The organism is Micromonospora andamanensis, from assembly GCF_016863495.1.
Lineage (GTDB): Bacteria > Actinomycetota > Actinomycetes > Mycobacteriales > Micromonosporaceae > Micromonospora > Micromonospora andamanensis.
In genome coordinates this window covers 24271-41630 of record NZ_BOOZ01000034.1, presented here as the reverse complement: position 1 = coordinate 41630, position 17360 = coordinate 24271, and the positions used below count along the sequence as shown (strand labels likewise).

The window sequence follows — 17360 nt, the reverse complement described above, 5'->3', positions numbered from 1 at the left end:
CGGCCGTTCAGTGCCGGGCGTGGCGGAGCAGCAGAGTGCCGTCGTCGGCGAGCAGCACGTGACGCAGCGGCAGGTGCCGGGCGGCACTCGGATCGCCGGCGGTGATCCGACCGGGTCCGGGACCGGCGAGCAGGGGCGCGACCGAGAGGCACACCTCGTCGACCAGGTCGGCGGCGGTGAGGGCACCGAACAGGTGCGGACCACCCTCGCAGAGCAGTTGACCGTGTCCGCGACGGCGCAGTTCGGCCAGTCCGGCGACCAGGTCGACCCGGCCGTCACCGTGGCGCACCAGGTCGGCCACGGCGGACAGGCCCGGGGGTGCCGCCGCGTTCTGGTGGGTGAGCACCACGGGACGTACGGGTGCGTCGGCGAAGGCGGCCTGGGCCGGGTCGAGGTCGAGCGAGCCGGAGACCACGACCAGGGTCGGGTACTCGGTCAGCCCGTGCGAGCGTCGCCAGGCCCGGCGACGCTCGTCGAGGCGGATCGCCCGGTAACCCTCGTGGCGCAGCGTGCCGGCGGCTACCAGCAGCGCGTCGCAGAGCATCCGGAGCAGACCGAAGACCCGCTTGTCGGGTGCGCCGGACAACCCGGCCGAGTAGCCGTCGACGCTCACCGCGCCGTCGACACTCGTCACGAAGTTCATGCGCAGGTGCGGCCGGTCGGCACGGCCGTACCGGGCGATGAGCGTGTCGTCGTCCACCGGGCCGGCCGACGGGTCCGGCCAGAGGACGGAAATCGGCGCTCCGTCGCTCATTCGCCGGCCGGACCGGTGACGGGAGGGGTGGGTCGGGGGGTACGGTGCTGGCAGTCGCACCAGTTCCGGCCCGGGCAGTCGTCGTGCCGCCGCGCCCGGCACGCTCGGCAGATCATGCTCGCAGCCTATGCCGAGGGAGGATGGGACACCCATGCCGCGTCAGATCTTCCAGCTCAGGATGTCCCTGTCCGGGGTTCGTCCGGCGATCTGGCGCCGGGTGCTGGTACCCGGCGGCTACACCCTGGATCGGCTGCACCGGGTGGTGCAGCACGCGATGGGTTGGCGTGACTGCCACCTGCACTCGTTCGAGATCGACGGGATCCAGTACGGCGAACCGGATCCCGACGGCGAGCTGGCGTTGCACGACGAGCTGGACGTCCGGTTGGACGCGGTGGTCGGCAAGGGCAGCCGGTTCCACTACACGTACGACTTCGGTGACTGGTGGGAGCACGACCTGCTGGTGGAGGACGCCTTCACCGCCGAGGCGGACGTACGCTATCCGAGCTGCCTGGACGGAGAGCGGGCCTGCCCGCCGGAGGACGTCGGCGGCCCGCAGGGTTACCTGGTGCTGCTCGCCGCGCTGGCCGAGCCGGATCATCCGGAGCATCGGACGATGCGGGACTGGGTGGGTGCCGGGTTCGATCCGGGGGCCTTCGACGCCGGCCGGGTCGACACCCTGCTGCGTCGCCTCTGCTGACCGACGCTGTCTCCACTGCCCCTTACGAACGCGCAGCCCATCGGCGTTTCCCAATTGTTTGCCGGGTCAAACGAGCTGCGTGGTAACGATCTGGGATCGCTCCCACTGGACTATTGACACTCCCGACACCTGCCGGCAATCTCATGGGAGCGTTCCCAAGAGGCGTGGATCACATACCCGCGCTCCTGGGCGCCGATGCCGACTGACCGAGCCGGTGTCGGCAGGCGCTGCGGCACCCCCCACCACAGACATAGCAGCCTCACCATCGAAAGAGGGGTCAGGATGAGCCTCACCACGCGGCGTTCCCGCATGGCGGCAGCCACCCTGGCCGCGATCACCGCCATCGGCGGGCTCGCGGCCTGCGGCAATGACGACGACACGCCGGCCGAGGGCGAGAAGCCCGAGAAGCTGGTCGTCGACACCTTCGGCGAGTTCGGCTACGACGAGCTCGTCAAGCAGTACGAGCAGCAGACCGGCATCAAGGTCGAGCTGCGCAAGACCGCCCAGCTCGGTGAGTACCGGCCGAAGCTGGTCCGTTACCTCGCCACCGGCAAGGGCGCGGCCGACGTGACCGCCCTGGAAGAGGGCATCCTCAACGAGTTCAAGGCCAACCCGCGCAACTGGGCCGACCTGACTCCGCTTGTGTCGTCCGAGATCGCCGACGACTACCTGCCCTGGAAGTGGGAGCTGGGCAAGGCGCCTGACGGTCGGCTGATCGGCGTGCCGACCGACGTCGGCAGCCTCGCCGTCTGCTACCGCAAGGACCTGTTCGAGGCGGCCGGCCTGCCCACCGAGCGGGACGCGGTCTCGGCTCTCTGGCCGGACTGGAACGGCTTCCACCAGGCTGGCCAGAAGTACAAGCAGGCCACCGGTAAGGCGTTCGTCGACTCGATCACCGCCGTCTCCAACGGCGTGCTGTTCCAGCAGGGCAGCGACCTGTTCTACGACAAGGAAAACAACATCATCGCGGACACCAGCCCCGCGGTGAAGGCCGCCTGGGACACCGCGACCTCGATGGTGGACATCTCCGCCAAGGCGTCCACCTGGTCGCCGGAGTGGTCCGGTGGCTTCAAGCAGGGCACCTTCGCGGCCACCTTCTGCCCGTCCTGGATGCTCGGCATCGTCGCGGACAACTCCGGTGAGGCCAACAAGGGCAAGTGGGACGTGGCGGCCGTGCCCGGTGGCGGCGGCAACTGGGGCGGCTCGTGGCTGGCCGTGCCGGAGCAGAGCAAGTACCCGGAGGAGGCGGCGAAGCTCGCCGAGTTCCTGACCAACGCCACCAGCCAGGTGGAGGCCTTCAAGGCCAAGGGCCCGCTGCCCACCAACCTGGAGGCGCTGAAGAACGAGGCCTTCCTCAGCTACACCAACGAGTACTTCAGCAACGCGCCGACCGGCAAGATCTTCGGCGAGAGCGTCGCCAAGATCCAGCCGGTGCACCTGGGCCCGAAGCACCAGGCGGTGAAGGAGAACGCGTTCGAGCCGGCGATGCGGGCGTTCGAGAACGGGCAGGCCAGCAAGGATGCGGCCTGGGAGCAGTTCACGAATGACGCGAAGACTCAGGGTGTCTTCTGAGTGATTCCCTTCCGGTGGCGTTCGGGATTACCCGGACGCCACCGGTCGGTCCCCACCGCGCAGCATCCTGCGCGAGGGCCCCCGGGCCTCGCTGGAAAAGGAAATTCGCATGAGCCTGTCGGCCACGACGGCACCGCCGTCGCCAGCAGCACCACCCCCCGACGCCCCCTCCCACCGCCGCCGGGGCTATCTCTTCAACCGCCTGGATCTCAAGTACTCCCCGTACCTCTACATCGCGCCGTTCTTCCTGATCTTCGGGGCCTTCGGGTTGTACCCGATGCTGCGCACCGCCTGGATGTCGCTGCACGACTGGGACATGATCGGCGAGCACACCTTCATCGGGTTCGACAACTACACCGCGCTGATCAAGGACGACTACTTCTGGAACGCGCTGGTCAACACGTTCGGCATCTTCGCCCTGTCGACCATTCCGCAGCTGCTGATGGCGCTGTTCCTGGCGAACCTGCTCAACCAGACCCTGCTGCGCGCCAAGACCTTCTTCCGGATGGCCATCTTCGTACCGAACGTGGTTTCGGTGGCCGCCGTCGCGATCGTCTTCGGCATGCTGTTCCAGCGCGACTTCGGCCTGTTCAACTGGCTGCTTGGCCTCGTCGGGGTGGACCAGATCGACTGGCGTGCCCAGGAGTGGAGTTCCTGGACCGCGATCGCGACCATGGTCAACTGGCGGTGGACCGGCTACAACACGCTGATCCTGCTCGCCGGCATGCAGGCCATCCCGAAGGACCTGTACGAGGCCGCCGCGATCGACGGGGCCAGCCCGTGGCGGCAGTTCTGGCAGATCACCCTGCCGATGCTTAAGCCCACCTTCATCTTCGTGGTCATCCTCTCCACGATCGGTGGCATGCAGCTCTTCACCGAGCCGCTGCTCTTCGGCAACGGCAGCATCATCGGCGGCAACCAGCGGGAGTACCAGACGCTGGCCATGTACATGTACGAGAAGGGCATCTACAACCTGAGTACCGCAGGTTACGGAGCCGCGGTCGCCTGGGCGATCTTCATGATCATCGTCTTCGTGTCGCTGATCAACTTCGTACTCGTCCGCCGCGCGTCCAAGTGAGGACAGATCGATGATCTCGGCTTCAAAGCGCCTGTGGCGCACCAGTCCACTCACCTACATGGCGCTCGTCCTGGCGGCGCTGCTGTCGATCTACCCCTTCTACTACATGATCGTGATCGGCACCCGCAGCCTGGAGTCGATCAACGATGTGCCACCGCCGATGACCCCGGCTGGCGCATTCGGTGACAACTTCGGGCGGGTGCTCGACAACGACGCGGCCAACTTCCTCAAGGGCCTGATGAACTCGATCATCGTCTCGTCGGTGGTCACCGTGTCGGTGGTGCTCACCGGCTCACTCGCCGGCTTCGCCTTCGCGAAGCTGCGCTTCCGCGGTCGCAACGTGCTGCTGCTGGCGATCATCGTCACCATGATGATCCCGACCCAGATGGGCCTCATCCCGCTCTGGAGCATGATGCAGTCGCTGGGGTGGTACGACACCCTCTACGCGGTCACCGTGCCGTTCCTGGTCAGCGCCTTCGGCGTGTTCATGATGCGGCAGTACGCCAGCCAGGCGATCTCCGACGAGCTGATCGAGGCCGGTCGGGTCGACGGTGCCAGTACGTTCCGGATCTACTGGAACATCGTGCTGCCGGCGCTGCGGCCGGCGGCCGGCGTGCTCGGTCTGCTCACCTTCATGGAGACCTGGAACTCCTTCCTCTGGCCGTACGCGATCCTCACCCCGGAGAACCCGACCCTGCAGGTCTCGCTCTCCTTCCTGTCGTACGCCTACTACACGGACTACTCCCAGGTCTTCGCCGCCACGGCGGTCGGCACCATCCCGCTGGTGCTCGTCTTTCTTCTCTTCGGCCGCCAGATCATCGGCGGGATCATGGAAGGTGCAGTCAAGTCGTGAGCAACCCCGCCACCCCGCCCGCTGTCGGCGTCCTCGACGAGCGTCCGCCGCTGACCTTCCCGCCCGGCTTCCTCTGGGGCGCGGCGACCGCCGCTTACCAGATCGAGGGCGCGGCGAACGAGGGCGGCCGGACCGCGTCGATCTGGGACACCTTCAGCCACACCGAGGGCCGGACGGTCGCCGGGCACACCGGCGATGTCGCCTGCGACCACTACCACCGGCTCACCGACGATGTCCGGCTGATGGCCGAGCTGGGGTTGAAGTCGTACCGCTTCTCGGTCTCCTGGCCCCGGGTGCAGCCGGGCGGGTCGGGCCCGGCGAACCGCGAAGGGCTCGACTTCTACCAGCGGCTGGTCGACGAGCTGATGGCCAACGGGATCGAGCCCTGGCTCACCCTCTATCACTGGGACCTGCCGCAGGAGTTGGAGGACGCCGGCGGCTGGCCGGCCCGGGACACCGCAGCCCGGTTCGCCGACTACGCCCTGCTGATGGCCGACGCGCTCGGTGACCGGGTGAAGTACTGGACGACCCTCAACGAGCCATGGTGCTCGGCCTTCCTCGGCTACGGCTCCGGGGTGCACGCCCCGGGCCGTTCCGACGGGGCCGACGCGGTCCGTGCCGGACACCACCTGATGCTCGGGCACGGGCTCGCCGTGCAGGCGTTGCGTACGGCGGTGCCGGGGGCGCAGCTCGGGGTGACGGTCAACCTGTACCCGGTCACCCCGGCCAGCGACGCGCCGGGCGACATCGACGCGGCCCGGCGGATCGACGGGTTGGCCAACCGGTTCTTCCTCGACCCGATCCTGCGTGGCGCGTACCCCGATGACCTGGTCGCCGACCTGGCGAAGGTGACCGACTTCGGCCACGTTCACGACGGTGACCTGGCCACCATCGCCACGCCGCTGGACGTGGTGGGGGTCAACTACTACAGCCGGCACGTGGTGGCCGCGCCGGTCCCCGGCGAGCAGCCGGAAGCCTACTGGCGGGCCCAGGCCTGCTGGCCGGGCAGCGAGGACGTCCGGTTCGTCACCCGGGGTGTGCCGGTGACCGACATGGGGTGGGAGATCGACGCCCCCGGTCTGGTGGAGACGCTGCGCCGGGTGCACGAGGAGTACACGGACCTTCCGCTCTACGTCACCGAGAACGGCTCGGCTTTCATCGACGAGGTGGTCGACGGGCAGGTCGATGACGTGGACCGGCTGGCCTACTTCGACGCGCACCTGCGCGCCTCGCACGAGGCGATCAGCGCGGGCGTCCCCCTGCGTGGATACTTCGCCTGGTCGCTGATGGATAATTTCGAGTGGGCCTGGGGCTACACGAAGCGGTTCGGCATGATCTACGTCGACTACGACAAGCAGACGCGCATCCCCAAGTCCAGTGCCAGGTGGTACGCGGAGGTGATCCGACGCAACGGTCTGGCCGCACAATAGGGCGATGGCCAGCCAGTAACGGGCGGCCCGGCACCAACGCTGGTGAAGGTGCCGGGGCCGCCTGATGTCGGAGGAGCAGACGATGACAACGCAGCGCACCCGGTCGCTCGGGCGGCCGACGCTCGACGCGGTCGCCGCCCGCGCCGGAGTTGGCCGCGGCACGGTTTCCCGCGTGGTCAACGGCTCTCCGCAGGTGAGTCCGGAGGCCCGGGCCGCCGTGCAGCAGGCCATCGCCGAGCTGGGGTACGTACCGAACCGTGCCGCCCGGGCACTTGTCACCCAACGGACCGACTCGGTGGCCCTGGTGGTCAGCGAGTCCGGTGAGCGGATCTTCGCCGAGCCGTTCTTCGCCGGCATCGTCCGGGGGATCAGCTCAGCCCTGCTGGAGACACCGTTGCAGCTGTGGCTGGCCATGGCCCAGTCGCCGCTGGAGCGGGAGCGGGTCGAGCACCACCTGACCAACCAGCACGTCGACGGGGTGCTGCTGCTCTCGCTGCACGACGACGATCCACTGCCCACCCTGCTGGAAGAGCGTGACCTGCCCACCGTGCTCGGCGGGCGGCCCGCGCGGATGCTGCACCCCGAGGCGCAGCCCGTCTCGTTCGTCGACGTCGACAACGCCGGTGGGGCACGGCAGGCCGTCGAGTACCTCGCCGACCGGGGCCGGCGGCGCATCGCCACCATCGCCGGCCCGCAGGACATGGGCGCCGGCCTGGCCCGGTTGTCCGGCTACCGGGACGCGGTCCGCACCGCCGGGTTCGGCGTCGACCCCGACCTGATCGCGTACGGCGACTTCAGCGAGGAGAGCGGGGCGACGGCCATGCGGAAGCTGCTGGAGCGCTGCCCCGACCTGGACGCCGTGTTCGTGGCCGCCGACCTGATGGCCTTCGGCGCCATGCGGACGCTGCGGGAGGCCGGCTGCCGGGTACCGCAGGACGTGGCAGTGGTCGGCTTCGGCGACGAGCCGATCGCCCGACAGGCCAACCCGCCGTTGACGTCGGTCTTCCAGCCCGTGGAGGAGATGGGCCGGCAGATGGCCCGACTACTTGTCGCCCGGATCCGCGGCGACGAGATCCCCGCCCCACACGTCGTCCTGGACACCCAGTTCGTGGAGCGCGCCTCCGCCTGACCCCGCGCCGCCCCGGACTCCCGCCGCCGAGCTTCGCCCTCGCGCCGCGTACGTCCTTCCCGGCATCGCCTACGCCGTGCCGCTCGCGGGCTGGGCCCCAGGCTGACCGATGTGACTCCCCGTGCATCTGACGCTGTGTGACTATCCACCGAGGTCCAGGAGCAATGCCTCGCGCGCTTTGCTCTGCTTCAACCCACGCAATGGTGGCTGGACAGCGGTAACGCGAAGCGCGGATACGGTCATCGACCGGATCCAGACACTGAGCGTGACTGTTGCGTCGGTTGAAGCAGAGCAAAGGGGCCGTGCACCACATCGGGGGGCGGGCGGGACGGATACGGAAGGTGATCGCTCGGGGAGTGTTCGGGTGCGGCGACCGCATGGATCGCCAGCAGGCCCGCCACCAGGTCAGCCACCAGGTCCGGCGGTCACCCTGTGCTGGCTGCTCCGGCGGTTCGGTGGGATGCGGCTGGCCGCTAGGCCCAGCGGCGGAGCTCGCGCTTGGCGAGACTGTTGCGGTGCACCTCGTCGGGGCCGTCGGCGAGGCGCAGTGTGCGGGCCTGGGCCCAGAGCTGGGCGAGGGGAGTGTCCTGGCTGACTCCGGCTGCCCCGTACGCCTGGATGGCCTTGTCGATGACCCACTCGGCCATCGCGGGGGTGGCGATCTTGATGGCCTGGATCTCGGTGTGCGCACCCTTGTTGCCGACGGTGTCCATTAGCCAGGCCGTCTTGAGTACCAGTAGCCGGGCCTGTTCGATGCGGACCCGGGCCTCGGCGATCCACTCGCGTACCACGCCCTGTTCGGCGAGGGGGCGGCCGAAGGCGACCCGCTCGGCGGCCCGGCGGCAGAGTAGTTCCAACGCTCGCTCGGCCGCGCCGATCAGGCGCATGCAGTGGTGGATGCGGCCGGGGCCGAGCCGGGCCTGGGCGATGGCGAAACCGGTGCCCTCGGCGCCGACCAGGTTCTCCGCCGGCACGCGTACGCCCTCGAAGTCGATCTCGGCGTGGCCGCCGTGTGAGGCGTCGCTGTAGCCGAAGACCCGCATGCCCCGGCGTACCGTGACCCCGGGGGTGTCGCGGGGGACCAGGATCATGCTCTGCTGGCGGTGCCGGTCGGCACTCGGGTCGGTCTTGCCCATCACGATGAGGATCGCGCAGGCCGGATCCATCGCACCCGAGGACCACCATTTGCGGCCGTCGATGACGTAGTGGTCACCGTCGCGGCGGATCGACGTGGCGATGTTCGTCGCGTCGGAGGAGGCCACGTCGGGCTCGGTCATGCAGAACGCGGAGCGGATCTCGCCGGCCAGCAGCGGGGTGAGCCAGCGCTCCTGTTGTGCAGGAGAGCCGAACTCGGCGAGCAGTTCCATGTTGCCGGTGTCCGGTGCGGCGCAGTTCAACGCCTCCGGGGCGAGGTGCGGGCTGCGCCCGGTCAGCTCGGCCAGCGGGGCGTACTGGAGGTTCGTCAGCCCGGCACCGTGGCGCGGATCGGGCAGGAAGAGGTTCCACAGGCCACGCCGGCGGGCCTCGGCCTTCAGCTCGGCCAGCACCGCAGGGCGGGCCCACGGGTCACCGGCGGCGGCCACCTGGGCGGCGTGCACCGGCTCGGCCGGATACACGTGCTGCTCCAGGAAATCGGTCAGCTCCACGCGAAGCTGCTCGGTCCGGGCGTCGTACGCGAAGTCCATCAGGTCTCCCTCACCGCGGTCAGTCCGTGTGCGACAAGCGGGGCGACGAGGCCGCCGATGGTGTCGAAGCCCTCGCCGAGGGTCTGGCCGAGGGTGTGCCGGTAGTGGATGCCCTCACAGATGACTGCGAGTTTGAAGCAGCCCAGCGCGATGTGCCAGTGCAGGGGGCCGACATCGACGTCGCTGCGGCCGGCGTACCTGTCGATCAGCTCGGCACCGCTGGGGAAGCCGGCGCGCGGGCCGAGGCCGTCGGCGACCGGGTTGCCGTCGGAGACCTCGCTGCCGCCGAGCACGTCCCAGTAGGTCAGCAACAGCCCGAGGTCGGCCAGCGGATCGCCGAGGGTGGCCATCTCCCAGTCCAGCACCGCCGTCACGGTCACCGGTTGCACGGTGGCGAGCAGGTTGTCCAGCCGGAAGTCACCGTGCACGATCCGGCCCGCGTTCGCGCCCTCGGGTGCGGTGGCGGCGAGTCGGTCGCGCAGTTCGTCGATGCCCGGCAGGGGCCGGCTCCGGGACCGGTCGAGCTGCCCCGACCAGCGACGGACCTGCCGGGCCAGGAACCCCTCCGGGCGACCGAAGTCGGCCAGGCCGACAGCTGCCGGCTCGACCGTGTGCAGCGCCGCCAGGGTGTCCATCATCGCCATGGCCAACCCGTGCCGCTGCGCGCCGGTGAGCCGGTCGGTCCGGGAGCGGCTGCGGAAGACCTCGCCCGGCATCCGTTCCATCAGGTAGAACGGCGCGCCCAGCACGTCCGGCTCCGGGCAGAGCAACAGGGCGCCGGGCACCGGGACGTCTGTCGGGGCGAGCGCGGAAATGACCCGGAACTCCCGGGCCATGTCGTGCGCGGTGGCCAGCACATGCCCGAGCGGTGGGCGGCGCAGCACCACCTCCCGGTCGCCGACGTGCACCAGGTAGGTCAGGTTCGACCGGCCACCGGCGATCAGCTCGGCCCGTAACGGCCCGGCGGCCAGGACGGGGCGGTGTGCCGCGAGGTACCCACCGAGCCGGTCCAGATCCAGACCGGCAGGCGAGCCGGCGGTCGGTTCGGTCATCCGGACAGTTCATGGCAGCTCCGGCGGGTTGTCAAGGTCAGGTTTGACCCTCGGGACATGCCGCCGCAACAGGGACGAAATGGTCAACTGCCAGGCTGGAACCAGCCTGCCGGCCAGTGTGCCGGCCCGCCGAGCGGAGGGGTTTGAAATGTTGCTGCGCGTTCGGGTCACCCTGCCGGACCGTCCAGGCACGCTCGGTCAGGTGGCGCGCACCCTCGGCGTGTCGGGGGCGGACATCGTCCAGGTGGTCGTACTGGAACGCCTCGGCGGGCGGGCGGTCGACGACTTCACTGTGGTGTGGCCGGGCGCGGCGCGGGTGGAGCGGCTGCTGGCCGGACTGGCGGCCATCCCCGGCGTACGGGTGGACGGGGTCTGGCGGGCGATCGGCGCGCCCACCACCACCGGCCAGGACGCCGAGCTGCTGGCCCAGGTCGCGGCCAACCCGGCCGACGGGCTGGCCACCCTTGTCGACGCGGTACCCGGCCTGCTCGCCGCCGACTGGTCCGTCGCCGCGATGGTGCCTGTCGACTGGGCGTCCCGCACCGGAGGTGGCGGCGCGACTGTGGGGCACGCCAGCTGGCGTACCCCGGTGCCGCCGAAGCTGCCGGAGGTGACCCCGCTGCGCGCCCGGTCGATGACCGCCCCCGACGGCGGCCATTTCGCTGTCGCGCCGTTCGGTCGGGCCGGGCTGGTCCTGGTGGTGTCCCGCGAGCACAGCGAGACCCTCACGCCGGCCGCCTTCCACTCCACCGAGGTGGACCGGCTGGCCCAACTGGTCCGTGCCTGCGCGGTGATCCTCGGCGACCGGCTCGACCTGGTGGGCACCCCACCGGTGAGCGCCAACCCCTGACCGGGAGCTGTGACGAAGACCGCAGGGCCGGTCGCGGCTGGACATGGTGAGGCAACCGGCAGGCAACAGCCGCGGACGACTGTGGCACGGGAAGGGAGGCAACGATGACGCTGTGGCGGATCCGAGCCACCGTGGACGACCGGCCGGGCTACCTGTCGGTGCTCACGGCGAGCCTCGCGTTGCGCGGAGTCAACATCCTCACCGTGCAGGTGCACACCACCGAACGCGGTGCCGTCGACGACTTCCTCGTCGACGCGCCGGACACCCTCGACGAGGCGGGACTGCTCGCCGCCGTCGAACGCGGCCGGGGGCGGGACTGCTGGGTGGCGCGTAGCGAGGCGCGCGGCCTGGCCGACCAGCCGACCCGGGTGCTCGGGCTGGCGACCCGGCTGGTGCACGACCCGGACGCGACAGGCGAGGTGCTGCGGGCCCTGCTCGGCGCCGACGAGGTCACGTGGCGGGCCGCGGCGGCACCGGCCCGACCGGGGATCGACGGGACGACGATGCTGCTGGTCGACCCGAACGGTGGGTCGTACGCCCTGCGCCGGGTCGCGCCGAGCTTCACCCCGGCCGAGTACGCCCGGGCTCAGGCGTTGCTCGAACTGGGGGCGACGGCGGCCCGCCGTAGCGCCGAGCAGGTGACAGTGGTCCTGCCGGACGGTGCCGAGCTGACCGTGCGCCCCGCCGTGGCCGACGACCTGACGGCCGTGGTCGAGTTGCACGAGGCCTGCTCGGTGCGCAGCCGGCAGCGCCGTTACCTGGGGGCGGGTCTTCCCTCCCCGGCCCGACTGCGTCGGCTCCTGGAGCCGGCCCGCGGGCTGACCCTGGTCGCCGCGACGACCGGCTCCGGCGGGGCGGCGGAGTCGGTCGTCGCGATGGCGAACCTGCTGGCCGAAGGCGACGAGGCCGAGCTGGCGTTGTTGGTACGCGACGACTGGCAGCGCCGGGGGCTGGGCTCGACCCTGCTGCGTCGGCTGACCCGGCAGGCGGAGTCGGCCGGTTACGCGGCGATGGTGGCGCATGTCCAGGGGGACAACACGCCGATGCTGCGTACGCTGCGCCGGCTGTCCCGGCCGACCACTGTCGAGCGGGACGGCCCTCTACTGACCCTGACCGTGCCGCTCGCGGCCGAGGCGCCGGCACGGGCGAAGAGCGCCGGCTGACGGCTCGAACGACCGACCTCCGGTGCGGAGGCCGGTGAGGTGGGCAGGACTCCCGGTGCGGGGGTCCTGCCCACCGCGTGCTTGCCGACCGTGGGTGGGTCAGATGTTCGGGGGCAGCGCGGTGCGGTCCTGGAAGTTGCCGTAGAGCTGGTCGTCGTTGCCCACCGTGACCGCCTGGACCAGCAGGTCACCGCCGACGAAGGCACCCTTCCAGGAGGCGCCCCGACCGCCGAACGGCTCCTGGCGGTCACCCCGGGAACGGGGCTTGTTGATGCCCACCTTGAAGGCTTGCAGGTCGACCGCCAGCTTCGCCGCCTCGTCGGTGTCGTCGCAGGCGAGGGAGGCCACGAGGGCGCCGTTGGAGGCGTTCATCTGGGCCAGCAGCTCGTCGGTGGTGTCCACCACGACGATGGTGTCGACCGGGCCGAACGGCTCGGCGTGCATCAACCGGGACCGGCCGGGCGGGGCGAGCAGCACCGATGGCGCGACATACGCCGAGGTGTCCTGCCCGGGCAGGAACGGCGCGCCGTCGAGCTTGCCCCGGTACAACGGGACGGCACCGCCGCGTACCGCCTCGTCGACCTTGCGGCGCAGCTCGTCGGCCTTGGCGGCGCTGATCAACGGACCGAAGTCCAGCTCCGGCAACGGGTCGCCGGTACGCCAGGTGTCCTCGACCGCGAGCGGGTGTCCGAACCTGACCGAGCGGACCACCGGCAGGTACATGTCGAGGAACTCGTCGACCAGGTCCCGCTGGACCACGAACCGGGGGTACGCGGTGCAACGCTGCTTGCCGTACTCGAAGCCCTTCTTGAGGTGGGCGGCGAGCAGATCCCACTGGGAGAAGTTCCAGATGCCCCAGGCGTTGAGGCCCTCCTGCTCGATGAAGTGGCGCTTGTGCGAGTCGAGCAGCGCGGCGGCCACCTTGCCCCCGTTGGAGCGGCCACCCACGAACGCCACCGCGCCGATCTCCGGTGCCCGTACCAGTACCTCGGACAACGACTCGCCGCTGCCGGAGAGCAGGGTGGCCGGCAGCCCGGCGCGGTGCATCAGTGCGTGCGCCACGGTCAGGCAGACCGCGCCGCCCTGGGACGGCGTCTTGGCGATGACCGCGTTGCCGGCCAGCAACTGCACCAGCTCGGCGTGCACAAGCACACTCATCGGGTAGTTCCAGGAGGCGATGTTGCTGACCGGGCCGGGCAGCGGGGTGCGGCCGTCGGCGAGCATCCGGTCGATCTCGTCGACGTACCAGCGCACCCCGTCGAGGGCGCGGTCCACGTCGGCGCAGGCCAGTCGCCACGGCTTGCCGATCTCCCAGACCAGCAGCAGGGCCAGCAGGTCGCGCTGCCCCGTGAGGGCGTCCAGGGCCGCGGTGACCCGCGACTTGCGTTCGGCCAGCGGGGTGTCGGCCCAGCTGGCGTGGGCCGCCGCGGCGTGGGCGACGGCGTCGCGGGCGGTCGCCGCGTCAAGTCGCGGCAGGTTGACGAGCACGCTGTTGTCGACAGGGGTACGCGTCGGCGTCGGCGCGCCACCGGTGCGCCACTCGCCGTTTACCAGGTTCCGCAGTGTGGTGGTGCCGCCGGCCGCGCTGTCGAACGCTTCACCGGTGACGGCCACCGCCCGGGCGAGGGTGTCGGACCAGGAGGTTCCGTCGGCCAGTCGTAGAGCCATCGCGATCTCCTCAGGTGGGCGGGGAGCGGCCGTTGAGGGGCGCCGCCAGGTGCCGCGTACTGTCGCGCGCGGCCCAGCGCGACGGCAACAGCACGTTCTGTATCGCGGGGTGGTCGGTCCTCAGTGGAGAACCTCGCCATGTGTCGGGTGACCGTTTCCACCTGCGGTTTCATCGACCAAAAATCGAGCAACATCGATGGTGTGAACAATCCCCCTTTGTTACTGGCGGGTACGATCGCAGCCATTCGGCAGTGGCATCGCGCGGCGTCGCGATCGGGCGGGCTTCCCAACCGCCGGTGGTCGGATTACATTGTCAGCTATCCATGGGAGCGCTCCCGGTCCTGATGGAGCCACCTCGCCACCACCACCGCCGGCACCCGTCCACACCGACGCGGCCACGCGTCCGGTCGATGCCGTCGGGCACGCATCGACAGGAGCAGTCGTATGCATCAACCTTCCCGGTCGGGCCGCGTCCACGGTGATCGACCCCTGCCGGATCAACCGTGGCCGCGTCGCCGTTCCGACCAGCCCTGGCCCCGCCGGTTGCTGGCCGCCGTCAGCGCGCTCGCCGCCGGTCTCGCGCTAGGGACAGGGGTACCCGCGACCGGTGCCGCCGCCGCACCCACCGACGGGGCCGTGGCCGCCGCCGCGCCGGCCTTCAACTACGCCGAGGCGCTGCAGAAGTCACTGCTGTTCTACGAGGCGCAGCAGTCAGGTGAGCTGCCGGACTGGAACCGCGTCTCGTGGCGCGGCGACTCGGCGCTGCGCGACGGCTCGGATGTCGGGCTCGACCTCACCGGCGGCTGGTACGACGCCGGTGACCACGTGAAGTTCGGCTTCCCGATGGCGTTCAGCGCCACCATGCTGGCCTGGGGCGCGGTCGAGTACCGGGCCGGGTACGCCGCGTCGGGGCAGCTCACCCACCTGCTGAACAACCTGCGCTACGTCAACGACTACTTCGTCAAGGCGCACCCGTCGCCGAACGTCCTCTACGGACAGGTCGGCAACGGGGACGCCGACCACAAGTGGTGGGGACCGGCCGAGGTGATGCCGATGGCGCGGCCCGCGTACAAGATCGACGCGAGCTGTGGCGGCGCGGACCTGGCGGGGGAGACCGCCGCCGCGATGGCCGCCTCCTCCATGGTGTTCCGACCCACCGACGCCGCGTACGCCGACAAGCTGCTGACCCACGCGAAGCAGCTCTACACCTTCGCCGACACGGTGCGGAAGAACTACCACGAGTGCATCACCGATGCGACGAGCTTCTACCGCTCCTGGAGCGGCTACCAGGACGAGCTGGTCTGGGGCGCGATCTGGTTGTACCGGGCCACCGGTGACGCCGCGTACCTGGCCAAGGCGGAGAGCGAGTACGACAAGCTCGGCACCGAGCCGCAGACCACCACCCGCTCCTACAAGTGGACAGTCGCCTGGGACAACAAGCAGTTCGGGGCGTACGTGCTGCTGGCCAACCTGACAGGCAAGCAGAAGTACATCGACGACGCCAACCGGTGGCTGGACTACTGGACCGTCGGCGTCAACGGCGAGCGGGTCCGGTACTCGCCGGGCGGGATGGCGGTGCTCGACTCGTGGGGTGCGCTGCGGTACGCCGCCAACACCTCGTTCGCGGCGCTCGTCTACAGCGACAAGATCACCGATGCGACCCGCAAGGCGCGCTACCACGACTTCGCCGTTCGGCAGATCAACTACGCGCTCGGCGACAACCCGCGCAACTCCAGCTACGTGATCGGGTTCGGCGCCAACCCGCCGAAGAACCCCCACCACCGCACCGCGCACGGCTCCTGGTGGGACAGCCAGACCGTGCCCACCGAGACCCGGCACACCCTCTACGGCGCGCTTGTCGGCGGGCCGTCCTCGCCGAACGACGCGTACACCGACAACCGGTCGGACTACGTGATGAACGAGGTCGCCACCGACTACAACGCCGGCTTCACCTCCGCGCTGGCCCGGCTGTCCCAGGAGTACGGCGGCACCCCGCTTGCCAACTTCCCGGTCCCCGAGCAGCCCGACATCGACGAGCTGACAGTGGAAACCACTGTGATGCAGAACGAGACCCGGTCCACCGGCATCAAGGCCATCGTCTACAACAAGTCGGCCTTCCCGGCGCGGGCACTCACCGACGCCAAGTTCCGCTACTACTTCCGTGCCCCTGGTCTGGGCCTGGAGCCGATTGTGGTCACGCCCGGCTACACCCAGGGTTGCCCGGCGCCCACGACCGCCAGGAACGTCAGCGGCGATCTCTTTTACGTCGAGGTCGACTGCACCGGACACACCATCGCCCCGGCCGGCCAGTCGCAGCACCGGATGGAGGTGCAGTTCAAGATCGGAGTGCGGGAGGGCGTCGCCTGGGATCCGAGCGACGACCCGTCGTTCCAGGCCACCGCCGGCCCGAACCGCAACGTGCCGCTCTACGTCGGTGGCGTGCGGGTGTGGGGCGAGGAGCCCGCGTCCAGCAGTGACACCACGCCACCCACCACTCCCGGCACGCCGGTGGCGACCTCTGTCACCTCCCGTTCGGTGACGCTGACCTGGCCAGCGTCCACCGACGCGGGCAGCGGGATCGACGTCTACATCGTCAACACCCACGTGGTCGGCAGCGACACCTACAGCTGGTACCCCTCCACGACGAACTCGCTGGTGCTCGACGTCTCCCCGGCCCGCACCTACGAGATCACCGTGCAGGCCCGGGACAAGGCCGGCAACACCTCGGCCGCGTCCCCGAAGCTGACCGTGACCGTGCCAGCGGTCGACGACGGTGACACGGTGCCGCCCAGCGCGCCGGGTTCGTTGACGGCGTCGGCGATCACCACCACCGGTGCCACACTGAGTTGGGCCCCGTCGACCGACAACGTCGGGGTGACCGGGTACCGGATCTACCGGGGTCCGGCGCTGGGTGACGTGCTTGTCGCCACAGTCACCGGGACCACGTACGCGGTGACCGGCCTGCAACCCGAGAGCACCTACTCGTTCTACGTGGTGGCGATCGACGCGGCCGGCAATGCCTCGTCACCCTCGGAACGGGTGACGGTGACCACCTCGGCGCCGCTGCCCACCTCACCCTGCCGGGTCACCTACGGCAGCAACGACTGGAGCACCGGCTTCACCGCCAACATCACCATCACCAACACCGGCACGACTGCGATCAACGGCTGGACGCTGGCGTTCAGCTTCCCGAACGCCGGGCAGCGGGTCGGCCAGGGCTGGTCGGCCACCTACGCCCAGACCGGCGCGGCGGTGACCGCCACCAACATGTCCTACAACGGCAACCTGGCGCCGGGTGCGTCGGTCGGCATCGGTTTCAACGGCACCCACACCGGCAGCAACCCGAAGCCCACCGCGTTCACGCTCAACGGCGCCACCTGCACCATCGGCTGACCCGAATACCGGTTCCCCCGGTCGCAGCCGGGCCGG

13 protein-coding genes are annotated in these 17360 nt (G+C 70.1%); 9 read left to right on the top strand and 4 right to left on the bottom strand.

The annotated features are described in order from the left end of the window. Positions 1-7: 7 nt before the first annotated feature. Positions 8-754 (bottom strand): pyrimidine reductase family protein, encoded by a 747-nt coding sequence (locus tag Van01_RS23860; protein WP_204011774.1) that lies wholly within the window; start codon positions 752-754, stop codon positions 8-10. Between the two features lie 151 nt (positions 755-905). On the opposite strand from Van01_RS23860, the gene Van01_RS23855 reads away from it, so the two are divergent. The 6 genes from Van01_RS23855 to Van01_RS23830 all read left to right on the top strand — a co-directional run bounded on the left by Van01_RS23855 (position 906) and on the right by Van01_RS23830 (position 7513). After that, a complete protein-coding gene (locus Van01_RS23855) occupies positions 906-1451 on the top strand; it encodes a plasmid pRiA4b ORF-3 family protein (protein WP_204011772.1) in 546 nt (181 codons plus the stop codon). Between the two features lie 282 nt (positions 1452-1733). Next, a complete protein-coding gene (locus Van01_RS23850; protein WP_204011769.1) occupies positions 1734-3023 on the top strand; it encodes an ABC transporter substrate-binding protein in 1290 nt (429 codons plus the stop codon). Positions 3024-3132: 109 nt separating this feature from the next. Continuing rightward, the gene (locus Van01_RS23845; RefSeq protein WP_204011765.1) at positions 3133-4101 is read left to right on the top strand and encodes a carbohydrate ABC transporter permease; all 969 of its coding nucleotides are present in this window, start codon (positions 3133-3135) and stop codon (positions 4099-4101) included. A gap of 10 nt (positions 4102-4111) precedes the next feature. Further along, positions 4112-4954: a carbohydrate ABC transporter permease gene (locus Van01_RS23840; RefSeq protein WP_093402872.1), complete on the top strand. Its 843-nt coding sequence runs from the start codon at positions 4112-4114 to the stop codon at positions 4952-4954. Beyond that, positions 4951-6384, top strand: coding sequence for a GH1 family beta-glucosidase (locus Van01_RS23835; protein WP_204011763.1), 1434 nt, complete (start codon positions 4951-4953; stop codon positions 6382-6384). The genes Van01_RS23840 and Van01_RS23835 overlap by 4 nt, the downstream gene beginning before the upstream one ends. Positions 6385-6466: 82 nt before the next feature. Beyond that, a complete protein-coding gene (locus Van01_RS23830) occupies positions 6467-7513 on the top strand; it encodes a LacI family DNA-binding transcriptional regulator (protein ID WP_099851969.1) in 1047 nt (348 codons plus the stop codon). Between the two features lie 473 nt (positions 7514-7986). Here the strand turns inward: Van01_RS23830 and Van01_RS23825 are convergent, their stop codons facing one another. Then, entirely contained in the window at positions 7987-9198 is a 1212-nt protein-coding gene (locus Van01_RS23825; RefSeq protein ID WP_204011760.1) for an acyl-CoA dehydrogenase family protein, read from the bottom strand. Further along, the gene (locus Van01_RS23820; RefSeq protein WP_204011757.1) at positions 9198-10250 is read right to left on the bottom strand and encodes a phosphotransferase family protein; all 1053 of its coding nucleotides are present in this window, start codon (positions 10248-10250) and stop codon (positions 9198-9200) included. Before Van01_RS23820 ends, Van01_RS23825 begins: the two co-directional genes overlap by 1 nt. 148 nt (positions 10251-10398) lie before the next feature. On the opposite strand from Van01_RS23820, the gene Van01_RS23815 reads away from it, so the two are divergent. Both Van01_RS23815 and Van01_RS23810 read left to right on the top strand, forming a co-directional pair. Beyond that, the gene (locus Van01_RS23815; RefSeq protein WP_204011754.1) at positions 10399-11100 is read left to right on the top strand and encodes an ACT domain-containing protein; all 702 of its coding nucleotides are present in this window, start codon (positions 10399-10401) and stop codon (positions 11098-11100) included. 104 nt (positions 11101-11204) lie between these two features. Further along, on the top strand, positions 11205-12263 hold the full coding sequence (locus Van01_RS23810; protein ID WP_204011750.1) for a GNAT family N-acetyltransferase: 1059 nt from the start codon (positions 11205-11207) through the stop codon (positions 12261-12263). 99 nt (positions 12264-12362) lie between these two features. Here the strand turns inward: Van01_RS23810 and Van01_RS23805 are convergent, their stop codons facing one another. Then, on the bottom strand, positions 12363-13931 hold the full coding sequence (locus Van01_RS23805; RefSeq protein WP_204011747.1) for an aldehyde dehydrogenase family protein: 1569 nt from the start codon (positions 13929-13931) through the stop codon (positions 12363-12365). Positions 13932-14375: 444 nt separating this feature from the next. On the opposite strand from Van01_RS23805, the gene Van01_RS23800 reads away from it, so the two are divergent. After that, a complete protein-coding gene (locus Van01_RS23800) occupies positions 14376-17324 on the top strand; it encodes a glycoside hydrolase family 9 protein (RefSeq protein ID WP_204011743.1) in 2949 nt (982 codons plus the stop codon). Positions 17325-17360: the final 36 nt, after the last annotated feature.

What these genes read in the sequence shown, in the direction of transcription:
- Van01_RS23815 (WP_204011754.1), top strand. Translation starts at nt 10,399, where the DNA reads ATGTTGCTGCGCGTTCGGGTCACCCTGCCGGACCGTCCAGGCACGCTC.
- Van01_RS23855 (WP_204011772.1), top strand. Translation starts at nt 906, where the DNA reads ATGCCGCGTCAGATCTTCCAGCTCAGGATGTCCCTGTCCGGGGTTCGT.
- Van01_RS23845 (WP_204011765.1), top strand. Translation starts at nt 3,133, where the DNA reads ATGAGCCTGTCGGCCACGACGGCACCGCCGTCGCCAGCAGCACCACCC.
- Van01_RS23800 (WP_204011743.1), top strand. Translation starts at nt 14,376, where the DNA reads ATGCATCAACCTTCCCGGTCGGGCCGCGTCCACGGTGATCGACCCCTG.
- Van01_RS23825 (WP_204011760.1), bottom strand. Translation starts at nt 9,198, where the DNA reads ATGGACTTCGCGTACGACGCCCGGACCGAGCAGCTTCGCGTGGAGCTG.
- Van01_RS23840 (WP_093402872.1), top strand. Translation starts at nt 4,112, where the DNA reads ATGATCTCGGCTTCAAAGCGCCTGTGGCGCACCAGTCCACTCACCTAC.
- Van01_RS23805 (WP_204011747.1), bottom strand. Translation starts at nt 13,931, where the DNA reads ATGGCTCTACGACTGGCCGACGGAACCTCCTGGTCCGACACCCTCGCC.
- Van01_RS23820 (WP_204011757.1), bottom strand. Translation starts at nt 10,250, where the DNA reads ATGACCGAACCGACCGCCGGCTCGCCTGCCGGTCTGGATCTGGACCGG.
- Van01_RS23860 (WP_204011774.1), bottom strand. Translation starts at nt 754, where the DNA reads ATGAGCGACGGAGCGCCGATTTCCGTCCTCTGGCCGGACCCGTCGGCC.
- Van01_RS23830 (WP_099851969.1), top strand. Translation starts at nt 6,467, where the DNA reads ATGACAACGCAGCGCACCCGGTCGCTCGGGCGGCCGACGCTCGACGCG.
- Van01_RS23850 (WP_204011769.1), top strand. Translation starts at nt 1,734, where the DNA reads ATGAGCCTCACCACGCGGCGTTCCCGCATGGCGGCAGCCACCCTGGCC.
- Van01_RS23810 (WP_204011750.1), top strand. Translation starts at nt 11,205, where the DNA reads ATGACGCTGTGGCGGATCCGAGCCACCGTGGACGACCGGCCGGGCTAC.